Source organism: Bradyrhizobium guangxiense, from assembly GCF_004114915.1.
In the GTDB taxonomy this organism is placed as follows: domain Bacteria; phylum Pseudomonadota; class Alphaproteobacteria; order Rhizobiales; family Xanthobacteraceae; genus Bradyrhizobium; species Bradyrhizobium guangxiense.
In genome coordinates this window covers 5,562,690-5,580,119 of sequence record NZ_CP022219.1, presented here as the reverse complement: position 1 = coordinate 5,580,119, position 17,430 = coordinate 5,562,690, and the positions used below count along the sequence as shown (strand labels likewise).

Here is a 17,430-nt window from a genome sequence, read left to right as displayed (position 1 = left end):
AGCATGAGCGATCTTGAAACCCTGAAGGCCGAGATCAAGAAGCTGTCGGCCAAGGCCACGCAGGCCAAGATGGACCTCCATGATCTCTCGGAGGAGCTGCCGATCAACTGGACCTCGATCCTGAGCGTGGCGCAGAAGGCCCACGACGCCTTCGCCGAGCTCGAGCGCAAGCGCGAGGACCTCAAGACGCTGGAAAAGGCATAACCGGACCCCGACCATGTCCTACGCAACCCGCGACGGCCGCGACTGGAAGCCGGACTATCTGGTGTCGATCGATGCCCAGAAGTGCATCGGCTGGGGCCGCTGCTACAAGGGCTGCGGCCGCGAGGTCATGACGCTGAAGGGCATCAACGAAGATGGCGAGATGGTCGACCTCGACGACGACGATGACGAGGTCGAGAAGAAGGTCATGGTGATGAACGACGAGGGCGCCTGCATCGGCTGCGGTGCCTGCGCGCGGGTCTGCCCGACCAACTGCCAGACCCACGTCCCTGCGGCGGCCTGAGCGCCGCGGCGGAGGCAGCGATGACCAAGACCAGGTTCGCAAGGTACAATATCGGCCAAGTGATCCGTCATCGGCTCTATGCGATGCGGGGCGTCATTTTCGACGTCGATACGTCGTTTGCCGGCACGGATGGCGAAGTCGTGCCCGACGGGACGGCGACGGGCCTGGTCTACCGGCTGTTCGCCGAAGACGACGAGATCCCCTATGTGGCCTGCATAGCGGAACGCGACCTCGAGCCCGATGAGTCCGGCGAGCCTGTCAGCCATCCCGGGATTGGGGCGATGTTCGAGGTCGGCGAGGCAGGCCGCTATCGCCGGCGCAGGCACGCGCTGAACTGACGCCCGCGGGGCTCCCGCTCTACTCGATCCCCTGTTCGCGCGCCTTCATCATCGCAGCGATGCGGAAACGTTCGTGAATGGCGACGGGATTGGCGAGCATGTCGGCTTCCGCCTGCTTGAACGCGGCGAGCACGATTTCGGCTTCCTCGGGGGTCAGGGGCACGCGGCCGGCAATGTGGCTCGCCTCCGGTGCGGCGGCGCGGATCGCGCGGCGATAGGGATGATCCTTCACCTCGACCAGCTCATTGGCTTCGAGCTTGCCGCCCAGCGTGATCGCGAGCCCGACGACCTCGAGCTTGCGGCCGTCCTGCGTGGTCTTGACCAGTATCGCCATCGTCACTCGGCCTCCTGCGCCGCGTACCACATGTAGCCGTCCTCGTCCCAGAGCCGGGCCAGCGCCTGATCGGGCCTCCAGGCGGGATGTTGCTGCCGTACGGCATGATAATCGGCCTCGAAGCGTATGGCCTCTTCCCCCGCCAGACGCGCGATGAAGAAGTCGGCCTTCGACCGCAGCACGAAGACGGACCGGTCGACGTTCGCCCGCAGCTCGAACCTGTCGCCGTCGGACAGGACGTGCTCGTTCGCCAGCGCAGGCATCACGGCACCAGCGGCATGGCAAAGCCGGGACGGGGATGCGCATCGTAATAGTCCGGGCGCTCCGGCCAGCAGCCTTCGGCGATGAACTTGAACGCGACGATCTTCACGGGGGCGCCTTGCGAGCACGAGACCTCGGTGAACTTGATCTCGCGCGGGCCAGGCCCGGCGGAGAAATCCGCGACCACAGTGCCGTCGGCCTTGCAGGCACGTGCAAAGCCTGGCGTGCCGACGCTGCTCGCCGGCACCGGGTTGGCCGCGAGGCTTACGCCGCCATCGCCGTCGAAAGCGGGGCTTGCGAATTTGAAGGTGGCGAGCACTGCGCTGCGATCGACCGGACGGTCGGCGGTGATCGGGCGCGCGACCGAGTAGACGGTCAGCGTGCCGCCGTCGAGCAGCGCCTTGATCTCCTCTTCCGAGCAGGCGGCAAATTCAGACGCAACGTTCATGTCGTTCTCCATGCCGAAGGGCCTGACTGAGCAACATCAATTTCCATGCCATCTTGCGCTCGTGTCGCGGGAGCCAATGCGGTCCGGAATATGAAGGAATCGGCGCGCAACGCGCGCCCTTATGCCGTCCAAGCCAGGTCATTCCGACAACGAAGGCGCACCTGTCGGATTCCAGACAGACCCAAGCCAGCGCGCTACGCTGGCCTAGCGCGATTCTTGCAACGCTTTGAAAATACCCGGCCGCGAACGAGGGCAGCATGGACCAGAATACCGCTTATGCGATCTGCGCTTTCAACGACATTCCGAGCCAGCGGGCGATCGGCTTTCATCTCATGATCGTCGGCGAGGACGGCGCGCCGCGGCCCTGGCCGATCGTCATCGTGCGCTGGGGCAAGCAGGTGTTCGGCTATCTCAACCGCTGCCCCCACAACGGCGTGAACCTGGACTGGGAACGCAACCAGTTCCTGGATGGTAACGGCACAAGGCTGCTGTGCGGGAAGCACGGCGCCGCCTTCGAGCTCGGCACGGGCCGTTGTGTCGATGGGCCGTGCAAGGGCGAGAGCCTGACGCCGATCGCTCTCGCCGTGCTTGACGGCGATATTTGCGTCACCGGCGTGACGCTGGTGGAGGACGATGAAACGGCCTGCGAGGAGGAAGTCTGACGCAGACGCGTCAGACCGGACGGTTCTCGTTACGGTTCTTCACCGGCTCCATCTTCGCAACGCCCTCCTCGTAGGAGATATCGGTATAGGAGCCGTCGAGACCCTTGGCAGCGTCGAGCAGGTAATCGAGCTTGCCGGCGGTATCGAGCTTCTTGATGTCGTTCTTGTCGACGCCGGCGAGGTCCATCATCTCCTTCCACACCGTGGATTCGTCACACGGCAGCACCCGGAACTCGATATCGCCGATCTTGGTGCGGTATTTCGCCAGGAAGTCGATGTTATTGCAGAACATGAAATAGCTGCCCTTCGGGCTGAGCGCGCCGTCCAGCACCTTGGCGACGTCGGCGAGATAGGCGAAGGAATGCAGGTAGCCGGCAAGCACCGGGATGGTGGCCTCGCCCTCCTGCGCCACGGTGAGCACCTGCTCGATCGAATAATCCGGCGGACGCTTCTCGTCGGCGACCTGAGTCTGGAATTTCAGCGCGATGTCGCCGCGGAAACCGAACCGGCCCGGTTTGGTGGTGTCGCCCTTCAGCACCGCGTTCAAGAGCCGGCCCTCCTTGTCCAGGCGGCCAAGGGCGGTGTTGTCGATCGACGTCATGACATCTCTCCTCGTCTCATCTGCCGCGCGGCTGTCCGCCGGCGCGAAGGTTTCGATCCCCCCTATGCAAGGAGTTTGCCGACCGCGCGCGCATGCGCCGAAAGTTTGAATGCTGCGCGAATCCGGACGGCTTTGCGCAATCGCGGCGCAGCGTCCGGTATCGCGTTGCCGTTCCGCCCGTCCCGGCGTCGCCATGACCGCCTGTCGCAAACCCGACACGCGTCGCAAAAGCAACAGCCCGGACGCCTCGCGAAAACTCAGCAGATTCAGGGATATGCGCTCTGGCACGGGACTTGCGATCCCATCTGGCAACAGACCCAGACAGCGAGGGCGAGCGATGATCAACCTGACGGACAGCGCGGTGAATGCGGTGAAGACCGCGATCTCCTCCGCGGCGCAGCCGGCGAGCGGCTTGCGCATCATGGTCGAGACCGGCGGCTGCGCCGGGGTCAAGTACATGATGGGCCTCGCCGAGGAAGCCAAGCCCGACGACACCGTGATCGAGCGCGGCGGCGTGAAAGTGTTCGTCGACAACGCGAGCCACGAGCATCTCAACGGCACCACGATCGACTTCGTCGTCGCCCTGGAGGGGTCCGGTTTCACCTTCGACAATCCCAACGCGAAGTCGAGCTGCTCCTGCGGCAAGTCATTCAGCTGAACCGTCCCCTTCGATCCGATCCGCAAGAGAGAGAATCTGAAATGCTCGTCGAATCCGAACATCTCAAGCAGGCGCCGGTCGCCGAACCTGGCGATCGTGAGCGCATCATTCGCGCCGTGCTCGACGAGGTCAGGCCCAATCTCAAGCGCGACGGTGGTGATTGCGAATTGCTCGAGATCGACGGCAACAAGATCATGGTTCGGCTCACCGGGGCCTGCGTGTTCTGCAAGCTCGCCAGCGCGACGCTGGAGGGTATCCAGGCTCGCCTGATCGAACGGCTCGGCGAGTTCGTCCGCCTGATTCCCGTTGCCGGAGCGGCCAAGCCCCGTCACTGAGCAGGCCCCGACACCGAGCGAGGGATTCCGTGCGGCCGATCTATCTCGACAACAATGCGACGACCCGCACGGATCCTTCCGTCGTCGCGGCGATGCTGCCGTTCTTCTCGGAGCAGTTCGGCAATGCGTCCTCAGCGCATGCGTTCGGCAGCAACGTCGCTCAGGCGATGAGGGAGGCGCGGCGTAGCGTCCAGGGCCTGATCGGCGCAGCGTTCGATCACGAGATCGTCTTCACCTCGGGCGGCACCGAATCCGACAATGCCGCGATCCTGTCGGCGCTCGCCGTGCAGGAGGGGCGCGACGAGATCGTCACCACCGCGGTGGAGCATCCCGCGGTGCTGTCGCTGGTAGAGGATCTCTCTCGCCGCGGCATCAGGAGCCACCTCATCCCGGTGGACGGGCGCGGCCGGCTCGATATCGAGGCCTACAAGCGCGCGCTCGGTCCGCGCACCGCGATCGCCTCCGTGATGTGGGCCAACAACGAGACCGGCACGGTCTTCCCGGTCGAGTTCCTGGCAAAAATGGCCCGTTCGGCCGGCGCGCTGTTTCACACCGATGCCGTGCAGGCGGTTGGACGGATCCCAATCGATCTGAGCGCCACCGAGATCAACATGCTGTCGCTGTCCGGCCATAAGCTGCACGGCCCCAAGGGGATCGGCGCGCTCTACGTGCGCAAGGGCACGAAGTTCAAGCCGCTGATCCTCGGCGGTCCGCAGGAGCGTCGCCGCCGCGCCGGCACCGAGAACGTTCCCGGCATCGTCGGCCTCGGCAAGGCGGCCGAACTCGCCGTAAGCCAACTGGAGCAGGAGCGGACCGGGATCGCCACGCTGCGCGACCGGATGGAGCGGGGGATTTTGCAGCTCGGCCATTGCATGGTGCTGGGGGATGTCAAGAACCGGCTGCCCAATACGTCGAACATCGCCTTCGAGCATGTCGAGGGCGAGGCGATCATCCACCATCTGAACCGTGCCGGTATTGCCGCCTCGCTGGGATCGGCTTTCGCATCGGGGGCGATGGAGCCCTCGCACGTGCTGCGCGCGATGAACGTGCCGCCGCAGACGTTGCGCGGCGCGATCCGCTTTTCGCTGTCACGCGAAACCACGGTCGACGAGGTCGACCGCGTCTTGCACGTGCTGCCGGACATCCTATCGAAACTGAGAGCATTGTCTCCTTCGTGGCAAGAGCGCGCGAGCGACACCTCTCTGACCGAGGAGCTCAGCTCATGAAAGTCATGATTCGCCGTTCGCCGGAGACCGGTCTGTCGATCTATGTGCCGAAGAAGGATCTCGAGGAGCCGATCGTCGAGTCAGAGCACGAGACGCTGTGGGGCGGCTGGATCAAGATCGCCAATGGCTGGGTGCTCGCCCTGCCGCAGATGGCCGCCGACACCAACCTTCCGATCACTATCAACGCCAAGAAGCGCGGCGGCGAGGGAGACGAGTGATGAACGCGCCGGTCCCGCAGATCGACTTCGCCAATCCCGCCGACGCTGAGGCCATTCTCATCGGCGTCGTCGCGCGGCTGCGCGGCGGCAGCGTCATTCCCTATCTCGGGCCGGGCGTCGCCGAGCTCGCGGCGTCGGCCGTACCGATGAATCCGGAAGCGCTGGCGGCCTTCTTCGGCACCAAGGTTGCGCTACCGCGACGCGCCCGCGGCAATGCCTGGGCCTCCGCGCAGCACATCGAGAGCACCAGGCACCGCGCCACCGTGACGGCGCTGATGGCGGACGCCTTCGCCAGTCCGGTGGCACCGACGGCGCTGCATCGCCATCTCGCCTCTCTGCCGCTGCCGCTGATCGTCGACAGCTGGTACGACGGTGCGATGCGCAGCGCACTCGCCGAGCGCGGCGACTGGGGCGAGATCCAGGGCATCACCCGCGCCGGCATCGGCGAGGATCGCTGGTACCGGTTTTACGATGCCGCAGGCCAGGAGGTCGATCGCGCGCAGGCCGGGGGCTGGACCACGATCCTCTACAAGCCCCACGGCAGCGTCGCGCCGGCGAAGAACTTTCTGATCTCCGACGCCGACTATGTCGAGGTGTTGACCGAGATCGACATCCAGACGCCGATCCCGGACGAGGTCAAGGCGCGACGCACGGGCCGCAGCTTTCTGTTCCTCGGCTGCCGCTTCAACGATCAGCTCCTGCGCACCTATGCGCGGCAGGTGTCGAAGCGTTCGGCGGACATCCACTATGCCGTGGTCGAGCCGGACACGCTGTCGAAGAACGAGCTGCGCTTCCTCGTGAGCCAGGGTCTGACTCCGCTCGCCATCTCGCTTCCGCGCGCGATTGAGATTGTTCTGGCGGGCTGACCTCCATCGAATGGCCGATCTGGCGATCTCCGCACGAGCGATCCTCGCGCGGAGATCCCGCGCGCATCGATGCATCTCGTCGACGATGTCGCCTCTGTCGCCTTTGCAACATGCGTTGATAACCCGACATTCTTCGGCGAGCGCGCTAACTCCTTGAAGCAAGCGAAGAAAGTCGCGGATGCGGCGGTGGCATGCGGGTTGCTAATACCTTTCTAGAACGACTCTTAGGACGCTTCTCGAAATCAGAGCCCCGCAAATCCGTTCGGCCTGCAAGGAGAACTGAGCACATGGACGTTTCAGCACAACACGACGCCAGCAGCATCGGCCACGTCGCCGAAGTCGGCGAGATCATGCAGGCCATCGCCGAGCACAAGGGGTGCGGCACCAGCGGCGGCAGCGGCAAGGCGAGCTGCGGATCGCAGGCCGGGCAAGGCGATCTGCCGACCGAGATCTGGGAGAAGGTGAAGAACCATCCCTGCTACAGCGAGGAAGCGCATCATCACTATGCGCGTATGCATGTCGCGGTTGCGCCGGCGTGCAACATCCAGTGCAATTACTGCAATCGCAAATATGATTGCGCCAACGAATCCCGCCCCGGCGTGGTCAGCGAGAAGCTGACGCCCGAGCAGGCCGCCAAGAAGGTTCTGGCGGTCGCCTCCACCATCCCGCAGATGACAGTGCTCGGCATCGCCGGCCCCGGCGATCCCCTGGCGAACCCCGAAAAGACCTTCAAGACGTTCGAGCTGATCAGCCAGACCGCACCCGACATCAAGCTCTGCCTGTCGACCAACGGCCTCGCATTGCCGGACCATGTCGACGCCATCGCGCGGTTCAACGTCGATCACGTCACCATCACCATCAACATGGTCGATCCCGAGATCGGCGCCAAGATCTACCCCTGGATCTTCTACAAGCACAAGCGTTACACCGGCTACGAGGCCGCCAAGATCCTCACCGATCGGCAGCTCCAGGGCCTGGAGATGCTCACCGAGCGCGGCATCCTCTGCAAGATCAACTCGGTGATGATCCCGGGGATCAACGACCAGCACCTGGTCGAGGTCAACCGGGCGGTGAAGTCTCGCGGCGCCTTCCTGCACAACATCATGCCGCTGATCTCCTCGCCCGAGCACGGCACCGTGTTCGGCTTGAACGGGCAGCGCGGTCCGAGCGCACAGGAGCTGAAAGCGCTGCAGGATTCCTGCGAAGGCGAGATGAACATGATGCGGCATTGCCGCCAGTGCCGCGCCGACGCGGTCGGCCTGCTCGGCGAGGATCGCAGCGCCGAGTTCACCACCGAGAAGATCATGGCCATGGAGGTGAAGTACGACGCCGAGACCCGCAAGGCCTATCAGGAGAAAGTCGAGGAGGAGCGCGTCGCCAAGGTTGCGGCCAAGCAGGAAGAGCTTGCCGAACTCGCGGGTGCCTCCAGTGACATCAAGGTGCTGGCGGCGGTTGCGACCAAGGGCTCGGGCCTGATCAACGAGCACTTCGGTCATGCCAAGGAATTCCAGGTCTACGAGCTTTCCACCGCGGGTGCGAAATTCGTCGGCCATCGCCGTGTCGATCTCTACTGTCAGGGCGGCTATGGCGAGGAGGACAGTCTCGAGACCATCATCCGTGCCATCAACGACTGCCATGCGGTGTTCGTGGCCAAGATCGGCGGCTGCCCGAAGGGCGACCTGATCAAGGCCGGGATCGAGCCGGTCGATCAATACGCCCACGAGTTCATCGAGAAGTCGGCGATCGCCTGGTTCAAGGCCTATCTGGACAAGGTCAACCGCGGCGAGATCGAGCACGTGGAGCGCGGCGATGCCGTCATCCGCCAAGGCGCGCTGATTTCGGCGGCGTGAGGAGAAACCGATGCCGTTCAAGATCATCGCCTCGCAGTGCACGAGCTGTTCGGCTTGCGAGCCGGAATGTCCGAACGTCGCCATCTCCGAGAAGGGTGGCACGTTCGTGATCGATCCGAAGAAGTGCACCGAGTGCCTGGGCTATTTCGACGAGCCGCAATGCGTGGCGGTTTGCCCGGTCGACAACACCTGCGTCGTCGATACGTCACTGCCGCGCTACCAGGCGCCGGTCTGAGGGAGAAAGAGATGAACTTCACGATTACACCAGCGGCGCAGAAGTTCATGCGCATGATGCTCCGCGTCGACGGCGGCGCAGGCAGCGGCTTTCGTCTTGCGGTCAGTCCGGGTGGCTGCTCGGGCCTTGCCGCGGACATCAGCGTCCGCGCGGAGCCGCAGGCCGGCGATGCCGTGGTCGAGCGCGACGGCGTCAAGCTGTTTCTGCCCGCCGAAAGCCGGCTGCTGCTCGACGGCGTGACCATCGATTTCGCGGATACGGCGACCCAGACCGGGCTCGTGTTCCACGACCCCAAGCAGGTCTCCTGCGGACATCATTGAACAGGCGACAATGATGCCGGACACGTTCGTCAGCCCGCAGGTCGAGATCAACGAGGCGCTCGTCACCAGCGCCTTGCTCGGAGGCGGGCTGCCGACCGAGGCAGAAGATCATCTGTGGGAGGCGGGGCTCTCCTATCATCTGGATGAGATCGCGGAACGTCATCTGCGCGAAGCCGAGGCGCTCGCCCCCGGTCATGCTGCCGTGCTGATCGGCCTCTATCGCTTCTACTTCTACAAGGGTCGTGTCACGGAGGCGCTCGAGGTCGCCCGGCGCTGCCTCCTGAAGGCCGCGCAGGAGAACAATCTGCCCGCCGACTGGCGCTATGTGCGGGCCGGCGATGCCGAGTTCGGCCGCTACGAGAGCATCCTGCCGCGGTTCTTCCTGTTCTCGCTGAAGGGCTACGCCTATTTGCAGATGCGCCTTGGCGAGACCGAGGAGGGGCGGCTCGCGGTCCAGAAGCTGCTGGAGCTCGATCCCAGCGACAAGATCGGTGCCAGGGTGCTGCTGGGCGTGCTCGAGCGGATGGGGCAGGACGATGACTGACGACATCGACGAAGCCCTCGACTGGCAGGGACAAGAGGTCGATTGCGCGACCTGCGCTCATCTCGAGCTCAACGGCACGGGCGGCTGTCGGCTCCGGCACGCCTGCGTCAATGATCGCTATGCACGCCGCATCGACCGCTTCTTCAACTGGAACCCCGGCCTTGCCGACGGTTATCTCGCCCACCCGCATTTCGAGGTGCGCGCGATCGCCGCCAAATTCGCCAATCTGTTTCTGCTTCCGCTGCTGCTCGACGATGCCGACGAGACCGTACGCTGGAATGTCGTTCGCCGTCTGCCAAGGCGCTATGCGCTCCAGTTGCGCAAGGATCCGCATCGCGAGGTCAGGATGCGGGTTGCCACCCTCGTCGACGGCGACGAGTTGCTGCCGATGGCGTCCGACGAGGATTATTACGTCCGCCTCGTTGTCGCGCGCAGGTTGGCGCCGCTGTTGCTCGGCCGGATGATCAATGACGATGAAGCGGAGGTACGCCGCGTCGTGGCCCGGCGGATTCCCGATGAATGGCTGCTCGGCATGATCAACGACCGCGACGCTGCCGTGCGGCTCGAGGTCGCCCAACGCCTGTCGCCTCAGCTTCTGGCGCTGATGCGCTGCGATCCGGATTGGCGCATCCGCTACGAGGTCGCGAGCCGCGCGGCGGCCAGCGACCTCATGGGGCTCGCCGAGGACCAGGACGGCCTGGTGCGCGAGGTCGCGCGGTCGCGGGTTGCCGTGCGATTGGAACGGGAAACCGGAGCTTCCCTATGAGCAACATCGTCCGCGACAGCGACGTCGTCGAGCTGACCGCTGCGCCGTTCTTCACCTTCGGCGAGAAGGTGCGGGCCAAGCGCACTATCCGCAACGACGGCACCTATGCCGGCAAGGAGATCGGCGACATCCTCGCCAAGAAGGGCGAGATCGGCTACGTGGTCTCGATCGGCACCTTCCTCCAGCAATTCTACATCTACGGCGTCGAATTCCTCGAAAGCGGCAACCGCGTCGGGATGAAGCGCAAGGAGCTCGACCCCGTCACCCCGCGCGATGTGGTCGAGGACATTCCGCTGCCGGAGGCTGCATCATGATGATCGAACCGAAATTGCCGAAATATCAATGGGGCCAGCGCGTCAAAGCGGCGGTGGATCTGCTCAATGACGGCTCGTTTCCGGACGCGCCGGCCGACGGTCTGCTCGTCGGCGCCGGCCACACCGGCGAGATCGTCCAGGTTGGCCGGCATACCGACGCCAATCTGCCGATCTACCTCGTCGAGTTCGGCGAGCGGCTGGTGGTCGGGTGCCTCGAAGAAGAAATCAGTCCGATGTAGGCAACGCACGATGAATGCCGCGGTTCTCAGACAGCCAGACTTGCACTTGCCGGCGCATCCCAACGAGCTCGATCGCAGGCGGATCGAGCGCGCCCTGGAATCCCGCAAGCGCTATCGCTACGTCTCACCGGTCGTGAGGGGCGTGACCGGCGGCTATCTGGTCGAGAGCCCCTGCTGCTCGCGCAATATCGACGCGGAGGGGGGCGTCATCGACGTCGCCTTGCTGCATCACGATGCGGCGAGCGCGAGTTGGAAGCTGTTTCGCAAGGATCATGCGACGGGCGCCTGGGAGTTGCACGGCGTGCATCAGCGGCTGGCGTCCGCGACGGAGATCCTGAACGTCGATCCCGAGCGCGTGTTCTGGCAATAGCGGGAGTTGGGAAAATGGCATTGGCAGCAATCGAACTGGCTGAAATCGAGCAGGTGCTGGCGTCGTCGCCGCAAGCCTATCTCGAGCTGCGGCAGAAGTTCCCGCATCTTGCCTGGATCCGCTGCGACGCCTCCGACGTGACGGAGACGCCGTACCGCAGCTTTGGGGCGTTCGACCTGTATTTGCTCGACAGCGCTGATCATTGCGCCGCAATCACCGACGATCCGGCACGCGCGACCGGCATCGTGCTGGCCAAGCGGGCGACCGTGTCATGACGGAGCCAGCTCTCGCCTACGACGACATTGCGGAAACCGGCGATCTCACAGTCGAGAACCATCACGATTTCATCCCGCTCTCCGATCCCGACATCACGCTGGCTGAGATCGGCGCGGTGGATGCCGTGCTGCGCTCGCCGCGGATTTCCAGCGGGCTGCTCGCGGAGGAATTCGAGGCGGCGTTTGCCGCCTATGTCGGCCGGGCCTATGCGATTGCGGTGCCGAGCGGCACCATCGGTCTCCTGCTCGCCCTGAAGGCGTACGGCATCGGTGCGGGCGACGAGGTCATCGCCTCGTCCTATTCGTTCCGCGAGACCGCGCATGCAATCAGCCTCGCCGGTGCGAGGCCCGTCTTCGCCGACATCGACTATTGGTCAGGAACGTTGGCGCCGCAAAAAGTCGAGGAGCGCATCACGCACGCGACGCGGGCCATCCTTGCAGCCAACACCAACGGCCACCCGGCGCCCTGGTCGGAGCTGCGCGACATCGCGGACCGGCACGGTATCCTCCTGCTGGAGGATTCCACCGAGGCGATCGGCTCGCGCTACAAGGACAGGCTGGTTGGCAGCTTCGGCGACGTCGCCGTGTTCGATTTCGCGCAGCCGTCGCTGCTGACCTGTGGCGAGGGCGGCATGGTCGTCACGGACGACATCGACCTTGCGGTGACGCTGCGTCGTCACCGGTCGCACCGGCTGAACGAGCGTTCCTCGGTCGTGGTCGGCTCGGCGGCGTCCTATCAAGCCGGGCTCAGCGATCTCGCGGCGGCGCTCGGGCTGGCCCAGCTGAAGCGCATCGACGAGATCATCGAACGGCGCCGCCTGGTCGAGCAGCTCTATGCGACGCATGTGCAGTCCTTCGAGGGGATCAAGCCGCCGTATCTCGGGCCCGATGTGACCGAGGTGAACTGGTTCCTGTATCTCGTGCATCTCGGCACCCGCTTCACCCGCTCCAGCCGCGACGCCATCGCCGAGGATCTCCGGGTCGAGCAGGTCGAAGCCGCGGCCTACAGCCATCCGCTGCATTTGCAGCGGCACTATTTCGATCTCGGCTATCGCCGCGGCGACCTGCTGGTGACCGAGAAGATCGCCGATCGCGCCGTCGCTTTGCCGTTCCACACCCATCTGACGGACAGTCAGATCGAATTCATCGTCGAGACCATGAAGGACGCCTCGATCAATGTGGGCGCCGGCGCGGCGATCTACTGAACCACGACACGCATAACAGAGAGGACGACGATCATGACCACGCTGACAGTCCTGCCCGAAGGCAAGACCATCGATGTTGCCGAAGGCACCACGCTGCTCGCCGCGCTGCTTGGCGCCGAGATCGCCATCCCGCACAAGTGCGAGGGGCAGGCCAAGTGCGGTCCCTGCCATATCTTCGTGCACGAGGGACGAAAGGGCCTGTCGAAGATCGCGCGGCTCGAGAACGAGAAGCTCGACACCATCGTCGGCGTCGGCTCGAAGTCGCGGCTTTCCTGCCAAGCGACCGTGCTGGGCACCGAGGACGTCAAGATCGAGCTGCTCGGCTTCTCATCAGGCCTGTGAGTGCGAGGAGGACCGCAATGGACACGCAGAATGTCATCCTTCACGCCCGCTTTGCGCCGAATGGCACCGTGGTCGAGATCAGCGAACGACCGGAAGCTCTCACGCCGCAGGCCTGGTTCAACTTCCTCAGCGACAAGGCCGGCGATGTCTACCAGACGCTCGCCGGCGGACGAGGCGTGTTCCGCCTGACGCGCGACGAAGTGACCGCGCTGAAGCAGGCCGCCGTGCCGGCGGCGGCTTGACCCGCGGTAGCAGCGCCATGGGCTCGGATGAGATCGACGTCTTCGTCATCTGCGCGAGCGACGAAATCGAGCGCGGCAGCGCGAGAGCCTTCAGCCTGTCGCGCTTTGATGCGTCCGGCGAGAGCCGGCCGTTCCCGATCGTCGTGGTCCGGACCCACGACAACGCCTATGTCGGGTACGTCAATGCCTGCCCGCATGACGGGGTTTGGCTCAACATTGGCAGCGGTGACTTCTTCACGCAGGATCGCGCGTTCCTGAAATGCGGCCGTCACGGCGCCACTTTCGAAATTGACAGCGGCCTCTGCATCGACGGTCCCTGCAGCGGCAAGAGCCTGGAGCCGATCGCGCTGGCGGTGGTCGACGGTGAGGTCTGCCTGTGCGGCGAGCGGCTGGTCGAGGACGACCGTCCGTTCGGTGCCTTCGACGATCACGACGAGACCATGGAAATCATGATTCATCCGGAATAGCGGGGAACCGGTGGTGACCGTTGCGCAATTGCTCGATCGGCTGAAGGGACTTCCTGAGGATGCCGTGGTGCTGATGGACAGCGGCGAAGGACTTTCGCGCGTGTCCACGCTGGAATTTGTCGCCGATCAAGGCCCCGGCGCGCCCGCGGAGGTTATCCTGTCGCCCAGCATGGACGAATAGGTGGGCGCGGCAGAAGGGATCAGCATGAGCGATACGGCGGTCACGGTGTCAATGTTCGAGCGGATCGGCGGTCCTGTTGCCATCGACCGGCTGGTCGAAAGCTTCTATCGCCGGATGGACGAGCTGCCCGAAGCAGTCGGCATTCGGACCATGCATGCGGACGACCTGACATCGACCAAGCAGGTGTTGAAGCGCTACCTGACCGAATGGACCGGCGGTCCCAAGCTCTATTCGCCGGAGAAGGGCCATCCGCGGCTGCGTCAGCGTCACATGGGCTTCCCGATCGGCAGCGTCGAGCGCGATGCGTGGCTGCTCTGCATGCGTGGTGCGCTGGCGGAGACGGTCGCCGACGAAGCGGCACGGGGCGAGCTCGATGCGGCGCTCACCAAACTTGCGGACTGGATGCGCAACCAGGCCGGCAATCCGCACGATGCGCGCGGCGGCTACGCCTGAGGGGCACAGCGTCAATCCGACAGAGGAAGGCCGAAGAACTCTTCCTCGGCGCCGCCCCACGCCTTGTGCAGAGCAAGGCCGCTCTGCCACTTGCCCATCTCGATTTCGGTCGCCGCGCGGTGGGTGATCTTGCCCTCGGGCCGCTCGGCAAGCAGAAATCCCTTGCCGTTGCGGAGGAACCGGTTGAGGTCCTTGGTGTCGGTCGGCCGCACCACGCAGCGCGGTGCATCGTCGATGAGAATGGTGGTCGGGAGCATCTCGCGGGCCTCCCTCAATCCATCGGCGGTCCAAGATCGTCGCCGTCCTTTTTCTTTTTCTTCTTTTCGGTCTTGGCCTGGGCATAGGCGCCGGCATTCTTCAACAGGATCGGCTGCTGTCCTTCGACATATTGGGAGATCCAGAACAGCGTTCGTTCCAGTGCCTTCTCCGCCGCCTCCGCGCGGAAATTGCCGCGCTCGTCGCAGCCGAAGCCCCGGGCGGCGTCGGGATAGGTGAAGGCGCTGACGTCGGGACGCCAGGCGCGGAATTGCGTGATCGCTTCCAGCGGCAGCTCCGGATCGCTCTCGCCGAAATGCAGTAGCGTCGGCACCTTGCGCTTCTCGCGATAGTCGGTGACCGTCTCGCGGCCGTCATAGCCGATCACGCAGGCAATGCTGTCGACCTTGTTCGCCGCGGTGTAGGCGAGGTCGCCGCCCCAGCAATAGCCGACGACGGCGACCTTTCCGGCCCCCTTCACCGCGTCGACGCTGGTCTGGATGTCCGAGATCGCCTGCTCCTTGCCGATCTTCGCGCTGATGGACGTGCCCTCGGCCTTGCCGCTTTCGTCGTGGTCGAGACTGGCCCCCGGCTTCACCCGGTCGAACAGGGATGGCGCGATCGCGACATAGCCCCTGGCGGCGAAGGCATCGGCGACTTTCCGGATCTCGGCTGTGACGCCGAAGACATCCTGAAGGACCACGACGGCGCCCTTGGGCGTATCCGCGGGCTCGGCCCGATAGGCGGAGAAACTTGCTCCGTCGCTTGCGGTCAATTCGATCATCTGCGTGCTCTCCTCTCCGGTGGGTCGTTGCTTGTTTCGCTAGAGCAGGCCGAGCTCGAGCTTGACGTCGTCGGTCATTCGCGATGAGTCCCAGGGCGGATCGAACCCCAGCCGCACCGCGACGTTTTCGACGCCATCGACCTCGATCACCGCCTTCTCCACCCAGGACAGCATCTCGCCGGCGACCGGACAGCCCGGCGCGGTCAGCGTCATGTCGATCTCGACCAGACCGTCGTCCTTCGGCTCGATTCGGTAGATCAGGCCGAGGTCGTAGATGTTCACGGGGATTTCGGGATCGTGAACAGTCCGCAGCGCGGCGACGATGCCGGCGATCAGCGTCTCGTTGTCGGCAAGCGCCGTCATCGCTACCTCACTGCAGCCCCTCGGCGAGCGCCGCGACGACCGGCCAGCCGACCGCGCCGGTGGGATCGAGCCGGCGTAGTGCGGCGAGCAACTCGTGGGCCTGTTTCTGTTCGTTCTTGCGCAGATGGATGAAGGCGAGCGCCTTCAGCGTGTAGAGCGCGAAGCGGCCGGCGCCGTCAGGCAATTCGGCCCGCGTTGGCCAAGTCCGCCAATCGGAGCTCCAGCCGGCTTGGCGGGCAGCCTCGCGCAACCCGCGCTTGGCGATGCGCTGGGCCTCATTGAGGCGGCCGCGATAGGTGTGGGTCTTGTACAGGCAGAAATAGACCGCGAGCTCCGTGGGCGCCGCATCCAGGGCCTGGCGGAAGATGCGATCGGCTTCGAGCGGGTCGCGGCGATAGCTGACCACGCCCTGCTGCAACAGCGAGTCAATTTCGGGGGCGAGATCGCCGAAATTGATGCCGTCGGAATCGACGAGAACCGCCCTCATGGGCGGCTCCCCTTCGTCGCCGTTCGGCATCGATCGTAGTCTGTGTGGGACAAATTCGAGTTCCTCGTCTGGCGTATCGAAATACGGGTTCGATCCTCGCTAAGCAAAAGCCGGGCCGGACGAGAAATGGCGGGAAAGCATGGCGATTCGGGACGATGCGAGCCGTCGTCACCGTCCCCGGCGTGCGGTCATCCGCGTTCGTCATGTCATCGACACGCACATGCGCGGCGTTGTCGGAAGTCGGACATCAGGCCGGCGCCGGGGAGGGCAAGTGCCTCAGGATGCTCATGTTCCGAAACTGGTTTGGCGCTTGCATGGGGCGTGCGCAGAGCAGGAGCGCGTGACATGGCGATGGCAGGACCGGACATCGAGCAGTTGATCAGGGAAGCGTTTCCGGACGCCCATGTGATCGTGACTGACCTTGCCGGCGACGGCGATCACTACGGCGCGCGCGTCGTGTCGCAGGCATTTGCCGGCAAGAGCCGGATCCAGCAGCACCAGATGGTCTACGCCGCTCTGAAGGGACGAATGGGCGAGGCGCTGCATGCGCTCGCGCTCGAGACGGCGGTGCCGAAATGACCATGGAGGGAGAAAGCATGAGTGAACCGACCGAACAACGCATCAAGGAGATCATCGCGGGCAGCGACGTCGTGTTGTTCATGAAGGGCGTTCCGGCCGCGCCGCAATGCGGCTTTTCCGGCACGGTCGTGCAGATCCTGAACGGTCTCGGCGTGCCCTTCACCGGCATCAATGTCCTCGCCGACCCCGATATCCGCGAGGGCATCAAATCGTTCTCGAACTGGCCGACCATTCCCCAGCTCTACGTCAAGGGCGAGTTCCTCGGCGGCTGCGACATCGTGCGCGAGATGTTCAAGCTGGGCGAGCTGGCCGCAGTGCTGAACGACAAGGGCGTTGCGGTGGCGGCGTCATGAGCGATGGAATGACCGAGGAGTTCGAGCTGCCACAGCTCTATCGCCATCACGTCTTCGCCTGCCACACCCAGCGCCCGCCGGGCCATCCGCGCGGCAGCTGCGGTGCGGCCGGCGGCGGGCCGCTGTGGGAGCGGCTCGGCAAGGCGATCGAGGCAAACGGGCTCACCGACATTGGTTTCACCGCATCCGGCTGTCTCGGTTTCTGCGGAGCGGGCCCGTTGATGGTGGTCTACCCCGATGGAGTCTGGTACAGGCCGACCACCCCGGAGGACATCGACGAGATCGTCGAGGAGCACCTCAAGCAGGGCCGCCGCGTCGATCGCCTCGTCATGGTGCTGGCGCGGGGCTGAGCTT

At 64.7% G+C, this 17,430-nt stretch carries 35 protein-coding genes; 27 read left to right on the top strand and 8 right to left on the bottom strand.

The window, feature by feature from the left end:
* Positions 1–3: 3 nt before the first annotated feature.
* From X268_RS26775 to hspQ, 3 genes are read left to right on the top strand one after another with little or no spacing between them, the layout of a single operon-like run.
* Positions 4–204 (top strand): CCE_0567 family metalloprotein, encoded by a 201-nt coding sequence (locus tag X268_RS26775; RefSeq protein WP_028137114.1) that lies wholly within the window; start codon positions 4–6, stop codon positions 202–204.
* Positions 205–217: 13 nt separating this feature from the next.
* Positions 218–505 (top strand): ferredoxin III, nif-specific, encoded by a 288-nt coding sequence (fdxB, locus tag X268_RS26770; RefSeq protein ID WP_128927706.1) that lies wholly within the window; start codon positions 218–220, stop codon positions 503–505.
* Positions 506–525: 20 nt separating this feature from the next.
* Positions 526–843, top strand: coding sequence for a heat shock protein HspQ (gene hspQ, locus X268_RS26765; RefSeq protein ID WP_128927705.1), 318 nt, complete (start codon positions 526–528; stop codon positions 841–843).
* Positions 844–862: 19 nt separating this feature from the next.
* Here the strand turns inward: hspQ and X268_RS26760 are convergent, their stop codons facing one another.
* Genes X268_RS26760 through X268_RS26750 form a run of 3 tightly spaced genes read right to left on the bottom strand, consistent with a single transcriptional unit; the run spans position 863 to position 1,886 of the window.
* Positions 863–1,177: a hypothetical protein gene (locus X268_RS26760; protein WP_128927704.1), complete on the bottom strand. Its 315-nt coding sequence runs from the start codon at positions 1,175–1,177 to the stop codon at positions 863–865.
* 2 nt (positions 1,178–1,179) lie between these two features.
* Entirely contained in the window at positions 1,180–1,440 is a 261-nt protein-coding gene (locus X268_RS26755) for a hypothetical protein (protein WP_245477669.1), read from the bottom strand.
* Positions 1,440–1,886, bottom strand: coding sequence for a hypothetical protein (locus X268_RS26750; RefSeq protein ID WP_128927703.1), 447 nt, complete (start codon positions 1,884–1,886; stop codon positions 1,440–1,442). Before X268_RS26750 ends, X268_RS26755 begins: the two co-directional genes overlap by 1 nt.
* Positions 1,887–2,143: 257 nt before the next feature.
* On the opposite strand from X268_RS26750, the gene X268_RS26745 reads away from it, so the two are divergent.
* Positions 2,144–2,548 (top strand): Rieske (2Fe-2S) protein, encoded by a 405-nt coding sequence (locus X268_RS26745; RefSeq protein WP_128927702.1) that lies wholly within the window; start codon positions 2,144–2,146, stop codon positions 2,546–2,548.
* Positions 2,549–2,558: 10 nt separating this feature from the next.
* On the opposite strand, the gene X268_RS26740 is transcribed toward X268_RS26745, so the two are convergent.
* Positions 2,559–3,149 carry a hypothetical protein gene (locus tag X268_RS26740; protein WP_128927701.1) on the bottom strand — a complete coding sequence of 197 codons (591 nt, stop codon included), beginning with the start codon at positions 3,147–3,149 and terminating at the stop codon, positions 2,559–2,561.
* Between the two features lie 337 nt (positions 3,150–3,486).
* On the opposite strand from X268_RS26740, the gene X268_RS26735 reads away from it, so the two are divergent.
* The 20 genes from X268_RS26735 to X268_RS26645 all read left to right on the top strand — a co-directional run bounded on the left by X268_RS26735 (position 3,487) and on the right by X268_RS26645 (position 14,255).
* Positions 3,487–3,807 (top strand): iron-sulfur cluster assembly accessory protein, encoded by a 321-nt coding sequence (locus X268_RS26735; RefSeq protein ID WP_128927700.1) that lies wholly within the window; start codon positions 3,487–3,489, stop codon positions 3,805–3,807.
* 41 nt (positions 3,808–3,848) lie between these two features.
* Positions 3,849–4,142 carry a NifU family protein gene (locus X268_RS26730; RefSeq protein WP_128927699.1) on the top strand — a complete coding sequence of 98 codons (294 nt, stop codon included), beginning with the start codon at positions 3,849–3,851 and terminating at the stop codon, positions 4,140–4,142.
* Positions 4,143–4,171: 29 nt separating this feature from the next.
* The gene (gene nifS / locus X268_RS26725; protein WP_128927698.1) at positions 4,172–5,368 is read left to right on the top strand and encodes a cysteine desulfurase NifS; all 1,197 of its coding nucleotides are present in this window, start codon (positions 4,172–4,174) and stop codon (positions 5,366–5,368) included.
* Positions 5,365–5,586: a putative nitrogen fixation protein NifT gene (nifT, locus tag X268_RS26720; RefSeq protein WP_128927697.1), complete on the top strand. Its 222-nt coding sequence runs from the start codon at positions 5,365–5,367 to the stop codon at positions 5,584–5,586. Before nifS ends, nifT begins: the two co-directional genes overlap by 4 nt.
* Complete coding sequence (locus X268_RS26715) at positions 5,586–6,452, top strand: SIR2 family NAD-dependent protein deacylase (RefSeq protein WP_128927696.1); 867 nt, start codon at positions 5,586–5,588, stop codon at positions 6,450–6,452. Before nifT ends, X268_RS26715 begins: the two co-directional genes overlap by 1 nt.
* Positions 6,453–6,739: 287 nt before the next feature.
* Positions 6,740–8,302: a nitrogenase cofactor biosynthesis protein NifB gene (gene nifB, locus X268_RS26710; RefSeq protein WP_164937951.1), complete on the top strand. Its 1,563-nt coding sequence runs from the start codon at positions 6,740–6,742 to the stop codon at positions 8,300–8,302.
* A 10-nt stretch (positions 8,303–8,312) separates the two neighbouring features.
* Positions 8,313–8,537 carry a 4Fe-4S binding protein gene (locus X268_RS26705; protein WP_128927695.1) on the top strand — a complete coding sequence of 75 codons (225 nt, stop codon included), beginning with the start codon at positions 8,313–8,315 and terminating at the stop codon, positions 8,535–8,537.
* Positions 8,538–8,548: 11 nt separating this feature from the next.
* On the top strand, positions 8,549–8,857 hold the full coding sequence (locus X268_RS26700; protein WP_025037806.1) for a HesB/IscA family protein: 309 nt from the start codon (positions 8,549–8,551) through the stop codon (positions 8,855–8,857).
* A gap of 10 nt (positions 8,858–8,867) precedes the next feature.
* Positions 8,868–9,401: a tetratricopeptide repeat protein gene (locus X268_RS26695; protein WP_430648239.1), complete on the top strand. Its 534-nt coding sequence runs from the start codon at positions 8,868–8,870 to the stop codon at positions 9,399–9,401.
* Positions 9,394–10,167 carry a 4Fe4S-binding leucine-rich repeat protein gene (locus X268_RS26690; RefSeq protein ID WP_128927693.1) on the top strand — a complete coding sequence of 258 codons (774 nt, stop codon included), beginning with the start codon at positions 9,394–9,396 and terminating at the stop codon, positions 10,165–10,167. The genes X268_RS26695 and X268_RS26690 overlap by 8 nt, the downstream gene beginning before the upstream one ends.
* On the top strand, positions 10,164–10,481 hold the full coding sequence (locus X268_RS26685; RefSeq protein ID WP_128927692.1) for a nitrogen fixation protein NifZ: 318 nt from the start codon (positions 10,164–10,166) through the stop codon (positions 10,479–10,481). Before X268_RS26690 ends, X268_RS26685 begins: the two co-directional genes overlap by 4 nt.
* Complete coding sequence (locus X268_RS26680; RefSeq protein WP_128929396.1) at positions 10,481–10,720, top strand: nitrogen fixation protein NifZ; 240 nt, start codon at positions 10,481–10,483, stop codon at positions 10,718–10,720. The genes X268_RS26685 and X268_RS26680 overlap by 1 nt, the downstream gene beginning before the upstream one ends.
* Positions 10,721–10,730: 10 nt before the next feature.
* Positions 10,731–11,090 (top strand): DUF3024 domain-containing protein, encoded by a 360-nt coding sequence (locus X268_RS26675; protein WP_128927691.1) that lies wholly within the window; start codon positions 10,731–10,733, stop codon positions 11,088–11,090.
* Between the two features lie 14 nt (positions 11,091–11,104).
* The gene (locus tag X268_RS26670; RefSeq protein WP_128927690.1) at positions 11,105–11,365 is read left to right on the top strand and encodes a DUF6129 family protein; all 261 of its coding nucleotides are present in this window, start codon (positions 11,105–11,107) and stop codon (positions 11,363–11,365) included.
* Complete coding sequence (locus X268_RS26665; protein ID WP_128927689.1) at positions 11,362–12,570, top strand: DegT/DnrJ/EryC1/StrS family aminotransferase; 1,209 nt, start codon at positions 11,362–11,364, stop codon at positions 12,568–12,570. The genes X268_RS26670 and X268_RS26665 overlap by 4 nt, the downstream gene beginning before the upstream one ends.
* A 33-nt stretch (positions 12,571–12,603) precedes the next feature.
* Complete coding sequence (locus X268_RS26660) at positions 12,604–12,912, top strand: 2Fe-2S iron-sulfur cluster-binding protein (protein WP_128927688.1); 309 nt, start codon at positions 12,604–12,606, stop codon at positions 12,910–12,912.
* Between the two features lie 17 nt (positions 12,913–12,929).
* Positions 12,930–13,154: a hypothetical protein gene (locus X268_RS26655; RefSeq protein ID WP_128927687.1), complete on the top strand. Its 225-nt coding sequence runs from the start codon at positions 12,930–12,932 to the stop codon at positions 13,152–13,154.
* 17 nt (positions 13,155–13,171) lie between these two features.
* On the top strand, positions 13,172–13,621 hold the full coding sequence (locus tag X268_RS26650) for a Rieske (2Fe-2S) protein (RefSeq protein WP_128929395.1): 450 nt from the start codon (positions 13,172–13,174) through the stop codon (positions 13,619–13,621).
* A 13-nt stretch (positions 13,622–13,634) separates the two neighbouring features.
* Positions 13,635–13,802, top strand: coding sequence for a hypothetical protein (locus X268_RS39660; protein WP_164937950.1), 168 nt, complete (start codon positions 13,635–13,637; stop codon positions 13,800–13,802).
* 24 nt (positions 13,803–13,826) lie between these two features.
* On the top strand, positions 13,827–14,255 hold the full coding sequence (locus tag X268_RS26645; protein WP_128927686.1) for a group II truncated hemoglobin: 429 nt from the start codon (positions 13,827–13,829) through the stop codon (positions 14,253–14,255).
* An 11-nt stretch (positions 14,256–14,266) separates the two neighbouring features.
* On the opposite strand, the gene X268_RS26640 is transcribed toward X268_RS26645, so the two are convergent.
* The 4 genes from X268_RS26640 to X268_RS26625 are packed head-to-tail and all read right to left on the bottom strand — an operon-like array spanning position 14,267 to position 16,144.
* Positions 14,267–14,512, bottom strand: a complete 246-nt coding sequence (locus X268_RS26640; protein ID WP_128927685.1) for a hypothetical protein — start codon at positions 14,510–14,512, stop codon at positions 14,267–14,269.
* 14 nt (positions 14,513–14,526) lie between these two features.
* Positions 14,527–15,294, bottom strand: coding sequence for a dienelactone hydrolase family protein (locus X268_RS26635; protein ID WP_128927684.1), 768 nt, complete (start codon positions 15,292–15,294; stop codon positions 14,527–14,529).
* 39 nt (positions 15,295–15,333) lie between these two features.
* Positions 15,334–15,657, bottom strand: coding sequence for an iron-sulfur cluster assembly protein (locus X268_RS26630; RefSeq protein ID WP_128927683.1), 324 nt, complete (start codon positions 15,655–15,657; stop codon positions 15,334–15,336).
* Positions 15,658–15,664: 7 nt separating this feature from the next.
* Complete coding sequence (locus X268_RS26625; RefSeq protein WP_128927682.1) at positions 15,665–16,144, bottom strand: hypothetical protein; 480 nt, start codon at positions 16,142–16,144, stop codon at positions 15,665–15,667.
* Positions 16,145–16,489: 345 nt separating this feature from the next.
* Here X268_RS26625 and X268_RS26620 point away from each other — a divergent pair, with 345 nt between their 5' ends.
* From X268_RS26620 to X268_RS26610, 3 genes are read left to right on the top strand one after another with little or no spacing between them, the layout of a single operon-like run.
* Positions 16,490–16,723 carry a BolA family protein gene (locus X268_RS26620; RefSeq protein WP_128927681.1) on the top strand — a complete coding sequence of 78 codons (234 nt, stop codon included), beginning with the start codon at positions 16,490–16,492 and terminating at the stop codon, positions 16,721–16,723.
* A gap of 17 nt (positions 16,724–16,740) precedes the next feature.
* Positions 16,741–17,076, top strand: a complete 336-nt coding sequence (grxD, locus tag X268_RS26615) for a Grx4 family monothiol glutaredoxin (RefSeq protein ID WP_128927680.1) — start codon at positions 16,741–16,743, stop codon at positions 17,074–17,076.
* Positions 17,073–17,426: a (2Fe-2S) ferredoxin domain-containing protein gene (locus X268_RS26610; RefSeq protein WP_164937949.1), complete on the top strand. Its 354-nt coding sequence runs from the start codon at positions 17,073–17,075 to the stop codon at positions 17,424–17,426. The genes grxD and X268_RS26610 overlap by 4 nt, the downstream gene beginning before the upstream one ends.
* Positions 17,427–17,430: the final 4 nt, after the last annotated feature.

Coding starts and splice junctions, on each gene's coding strand:
- X268_RS26775 (WP_028137114.1), top strand. CDS start 4: ATGAGCGATCTTGAAACCCTGAAGGCCGAGATCAAGAAGCTGTCGGCC.
- fdxB (WP_128927706.1), top strand. CDS start 218: ATGTCCTACGCAACCCGCGACGGCCGCGACTGGAAGCCGGACTATCTG.
- hspQ (WP_128927705.1), top strand. CDS start 526: ATGACCAAGACCAGGTTCGCAAGGTACAATATCGGCCAAGTGATCCGT.
- X268_RS26760 (WP_128927704.1), bottom strand. CDS start 1,177: ATGGCGATACTGGTCAAGACCACGCAGGACGGCCGCAAGCTCGAGGTC.
- X268_RS26755 (WP_245477669.1), bottom strand. CDS start 1,440: ATGCCTGCGCTGGCGAACGAGCACGTCCTGTCCGACGGCGACAGGTTC.
- X268_RS26750 (WP_128927703.1), bottom strand. CDS start 1,886: ATGAACGTTGCGTCTGAATTTGCCGCCTGCTCGGAAGAGGAGATCAAG.
- X268_RS26745 (WP_128927702.1), top strand. CDS start 2,144: ATGGACCAGAATACCGCTTATGCGATCTGCGCTTTCAACGACATTCCG.
- X268_RS26740 (WP_128927701.1), bottom strand. CDS start 3,149: ATGACGTCGATCGACAACACCGCCCTTGGCCGCCTGGACAAGGAGGGC.
- X268_RS26735 (WP_128927700.1), top strand. CDS start 3,487: ATGATCAACCTGACGGACAGCGCGGTGAATGCGGTGAAGACCGCGATC.
- X268_RS26730 (WP_128927699.1), top strand. CDS start 3,849: ATGCTCGTCGAATCCGAACATCTCAAGCAGGCGCCGGTCGCCGAACCT.
- nifT (WP_128927697.1), top strand. CDS start 5,365: ATGAAAGTCATGATTCGCCGTTCGCCGGAGACCGGTCTGTCGATCTAT.
- X268_RS26715 (WP_128927696.1), top strand. CDS start 5,586: ATGAACGCGCCGGTCCCGCAGATCGACTTCGCCAATCCCGCCGACGCT.
- nifB (WP_164937951.1), top strand. CDS start 6,740: ATGGACGTTTCAGCACAACACGACGCCAGCAGCATCGGCCACGTCGCC.
- X268_RS26705 (WP_128927695.1), top strand. CDS start 8,313: ATGCCGTTCAAGATCATCGCCTCGCAGTGCACGAGCTGTTCGGCTTGC.
- X268_RS26700 (WP_025037806.1), top strand. CDS start 8,549: ATGAACTTCACGATTACACCAGCGGCGCAGAAGTTCATGCGCATGATG.
- X268_RS26695 (WP_430648239.1), top strand. CDS start 8,868: ATGATGCCGGACACGTTCGTCAGCCCGCAGGTCGAGATCAACGAGGCG.
- X268_RS26690 (WP_128927693.1), top strand. CDS start 9,394: ATGACTGACGACATCGACGAAGCCCTCGACTGGCAGGGACAAGAGGTC.
- X268_RS26685 (WP_128927692.1), top strand. CDS start 10,164: ATGAGCAACATCGTCCGCGACAGCGACGTCGTCGAGCTGACCGCTGCG.
- X268_RS26680 (WP_128929396.1), top strand. CDS start 10,481: ATGATCGAACCGAAATTGCCGAAATATCAATGGGGCCAGCGCGTCAAA.
- X268_RS26675 (WP_128927691.1), top strand. CDS start 10,731: ATGAATGCCGCGGTTCTCAGACAGCCAGACTTGCACTTGCCGGCGCAT.
- X268_RS26670 (WP_128927690.1), top strand. CDS start 11,105: ATGGCATTGGCAGCAATCGAACTGGCTGAAATCGAGCAGGTGCTGGCG.
- X268_RS26665 (WP_128927689.1), top strand. CDS start 11,362: ATGACGGAGCCAGCTCTCGCCTACGACGACATTGCGGAAACCGGCGAT.
- X268_RS26660 (WP_128927688.1), top strand. CDS start 12,604: ATGACCACGCTGACAGTCCTGCCCGAAGGCAAGACCATCGATGTTGCC.
- X268_RS26655 (WP_128927687.1), top strand. CDS start 12,930: ATGGACACGCAGAATGTCATCCTTCACGCCCGCTTTGCGCCGAATGGC.
- X268_RS26650 (WP_128929395.1), top strand. CDS start 13,172: ATGGGCTCGGATGAGATCGACGTCTTCGTCATCTGCGCGAGCGACGAA.
- X268_RS26645 (WP_128927686.1), top strand. CDS start 13,827: ATGAGCGATACGGCGGTCACGGTGTCAATGTTCGAGCGGATCGGCGGT.
- X268_RS26640 (WP_128927685.1), bottom strand. CDS start 14,512: ATGCTCCCGACCACCATTCTCATCGACGATGCACCGCGCTGCGTGGTG.
- X268_RS26635 (WP_128927684.1), bottom strand. CDS start 15,294: ATGATCGAATTGACCGCAAGCGACGGAGCAAGTTTCTCCGCCTATCGG.
- X268_RS26630 (WP_128927683.1), bottom strand. CDS start 15,657: ATGACGGCGCTTGCCGACAACGAGACGCTGATCGCCGGCATCGTCGCC.
- X268_RS26625 (WP_128927682.1), bottom strand. CDS start 16,144: ATGAGGGCGGTTCTCGTCGATTCCGACGGCATCAATTTCGGCGATCTC.
- X268_RS26620 (WP_128927681.1), top strand. CDS start 16,490: ATGGCGATGGCAGGACCGGACATCGAGCAGTTGATCAGGGAAGCGTTT.
- grxD (WP_128927680.1), top strand. CDS start 16,741: ATGAGTGAACCGACCGAACAACGCATCAAGGAGATCATCGCGGGCAGC.
- X268_RS26610 (WP_164937949.1), top strand. CDS start 17,073: ATGAGCGATGGAATGACCGAGGAGTTCGAGCTGCCACAGCTCTATCGC.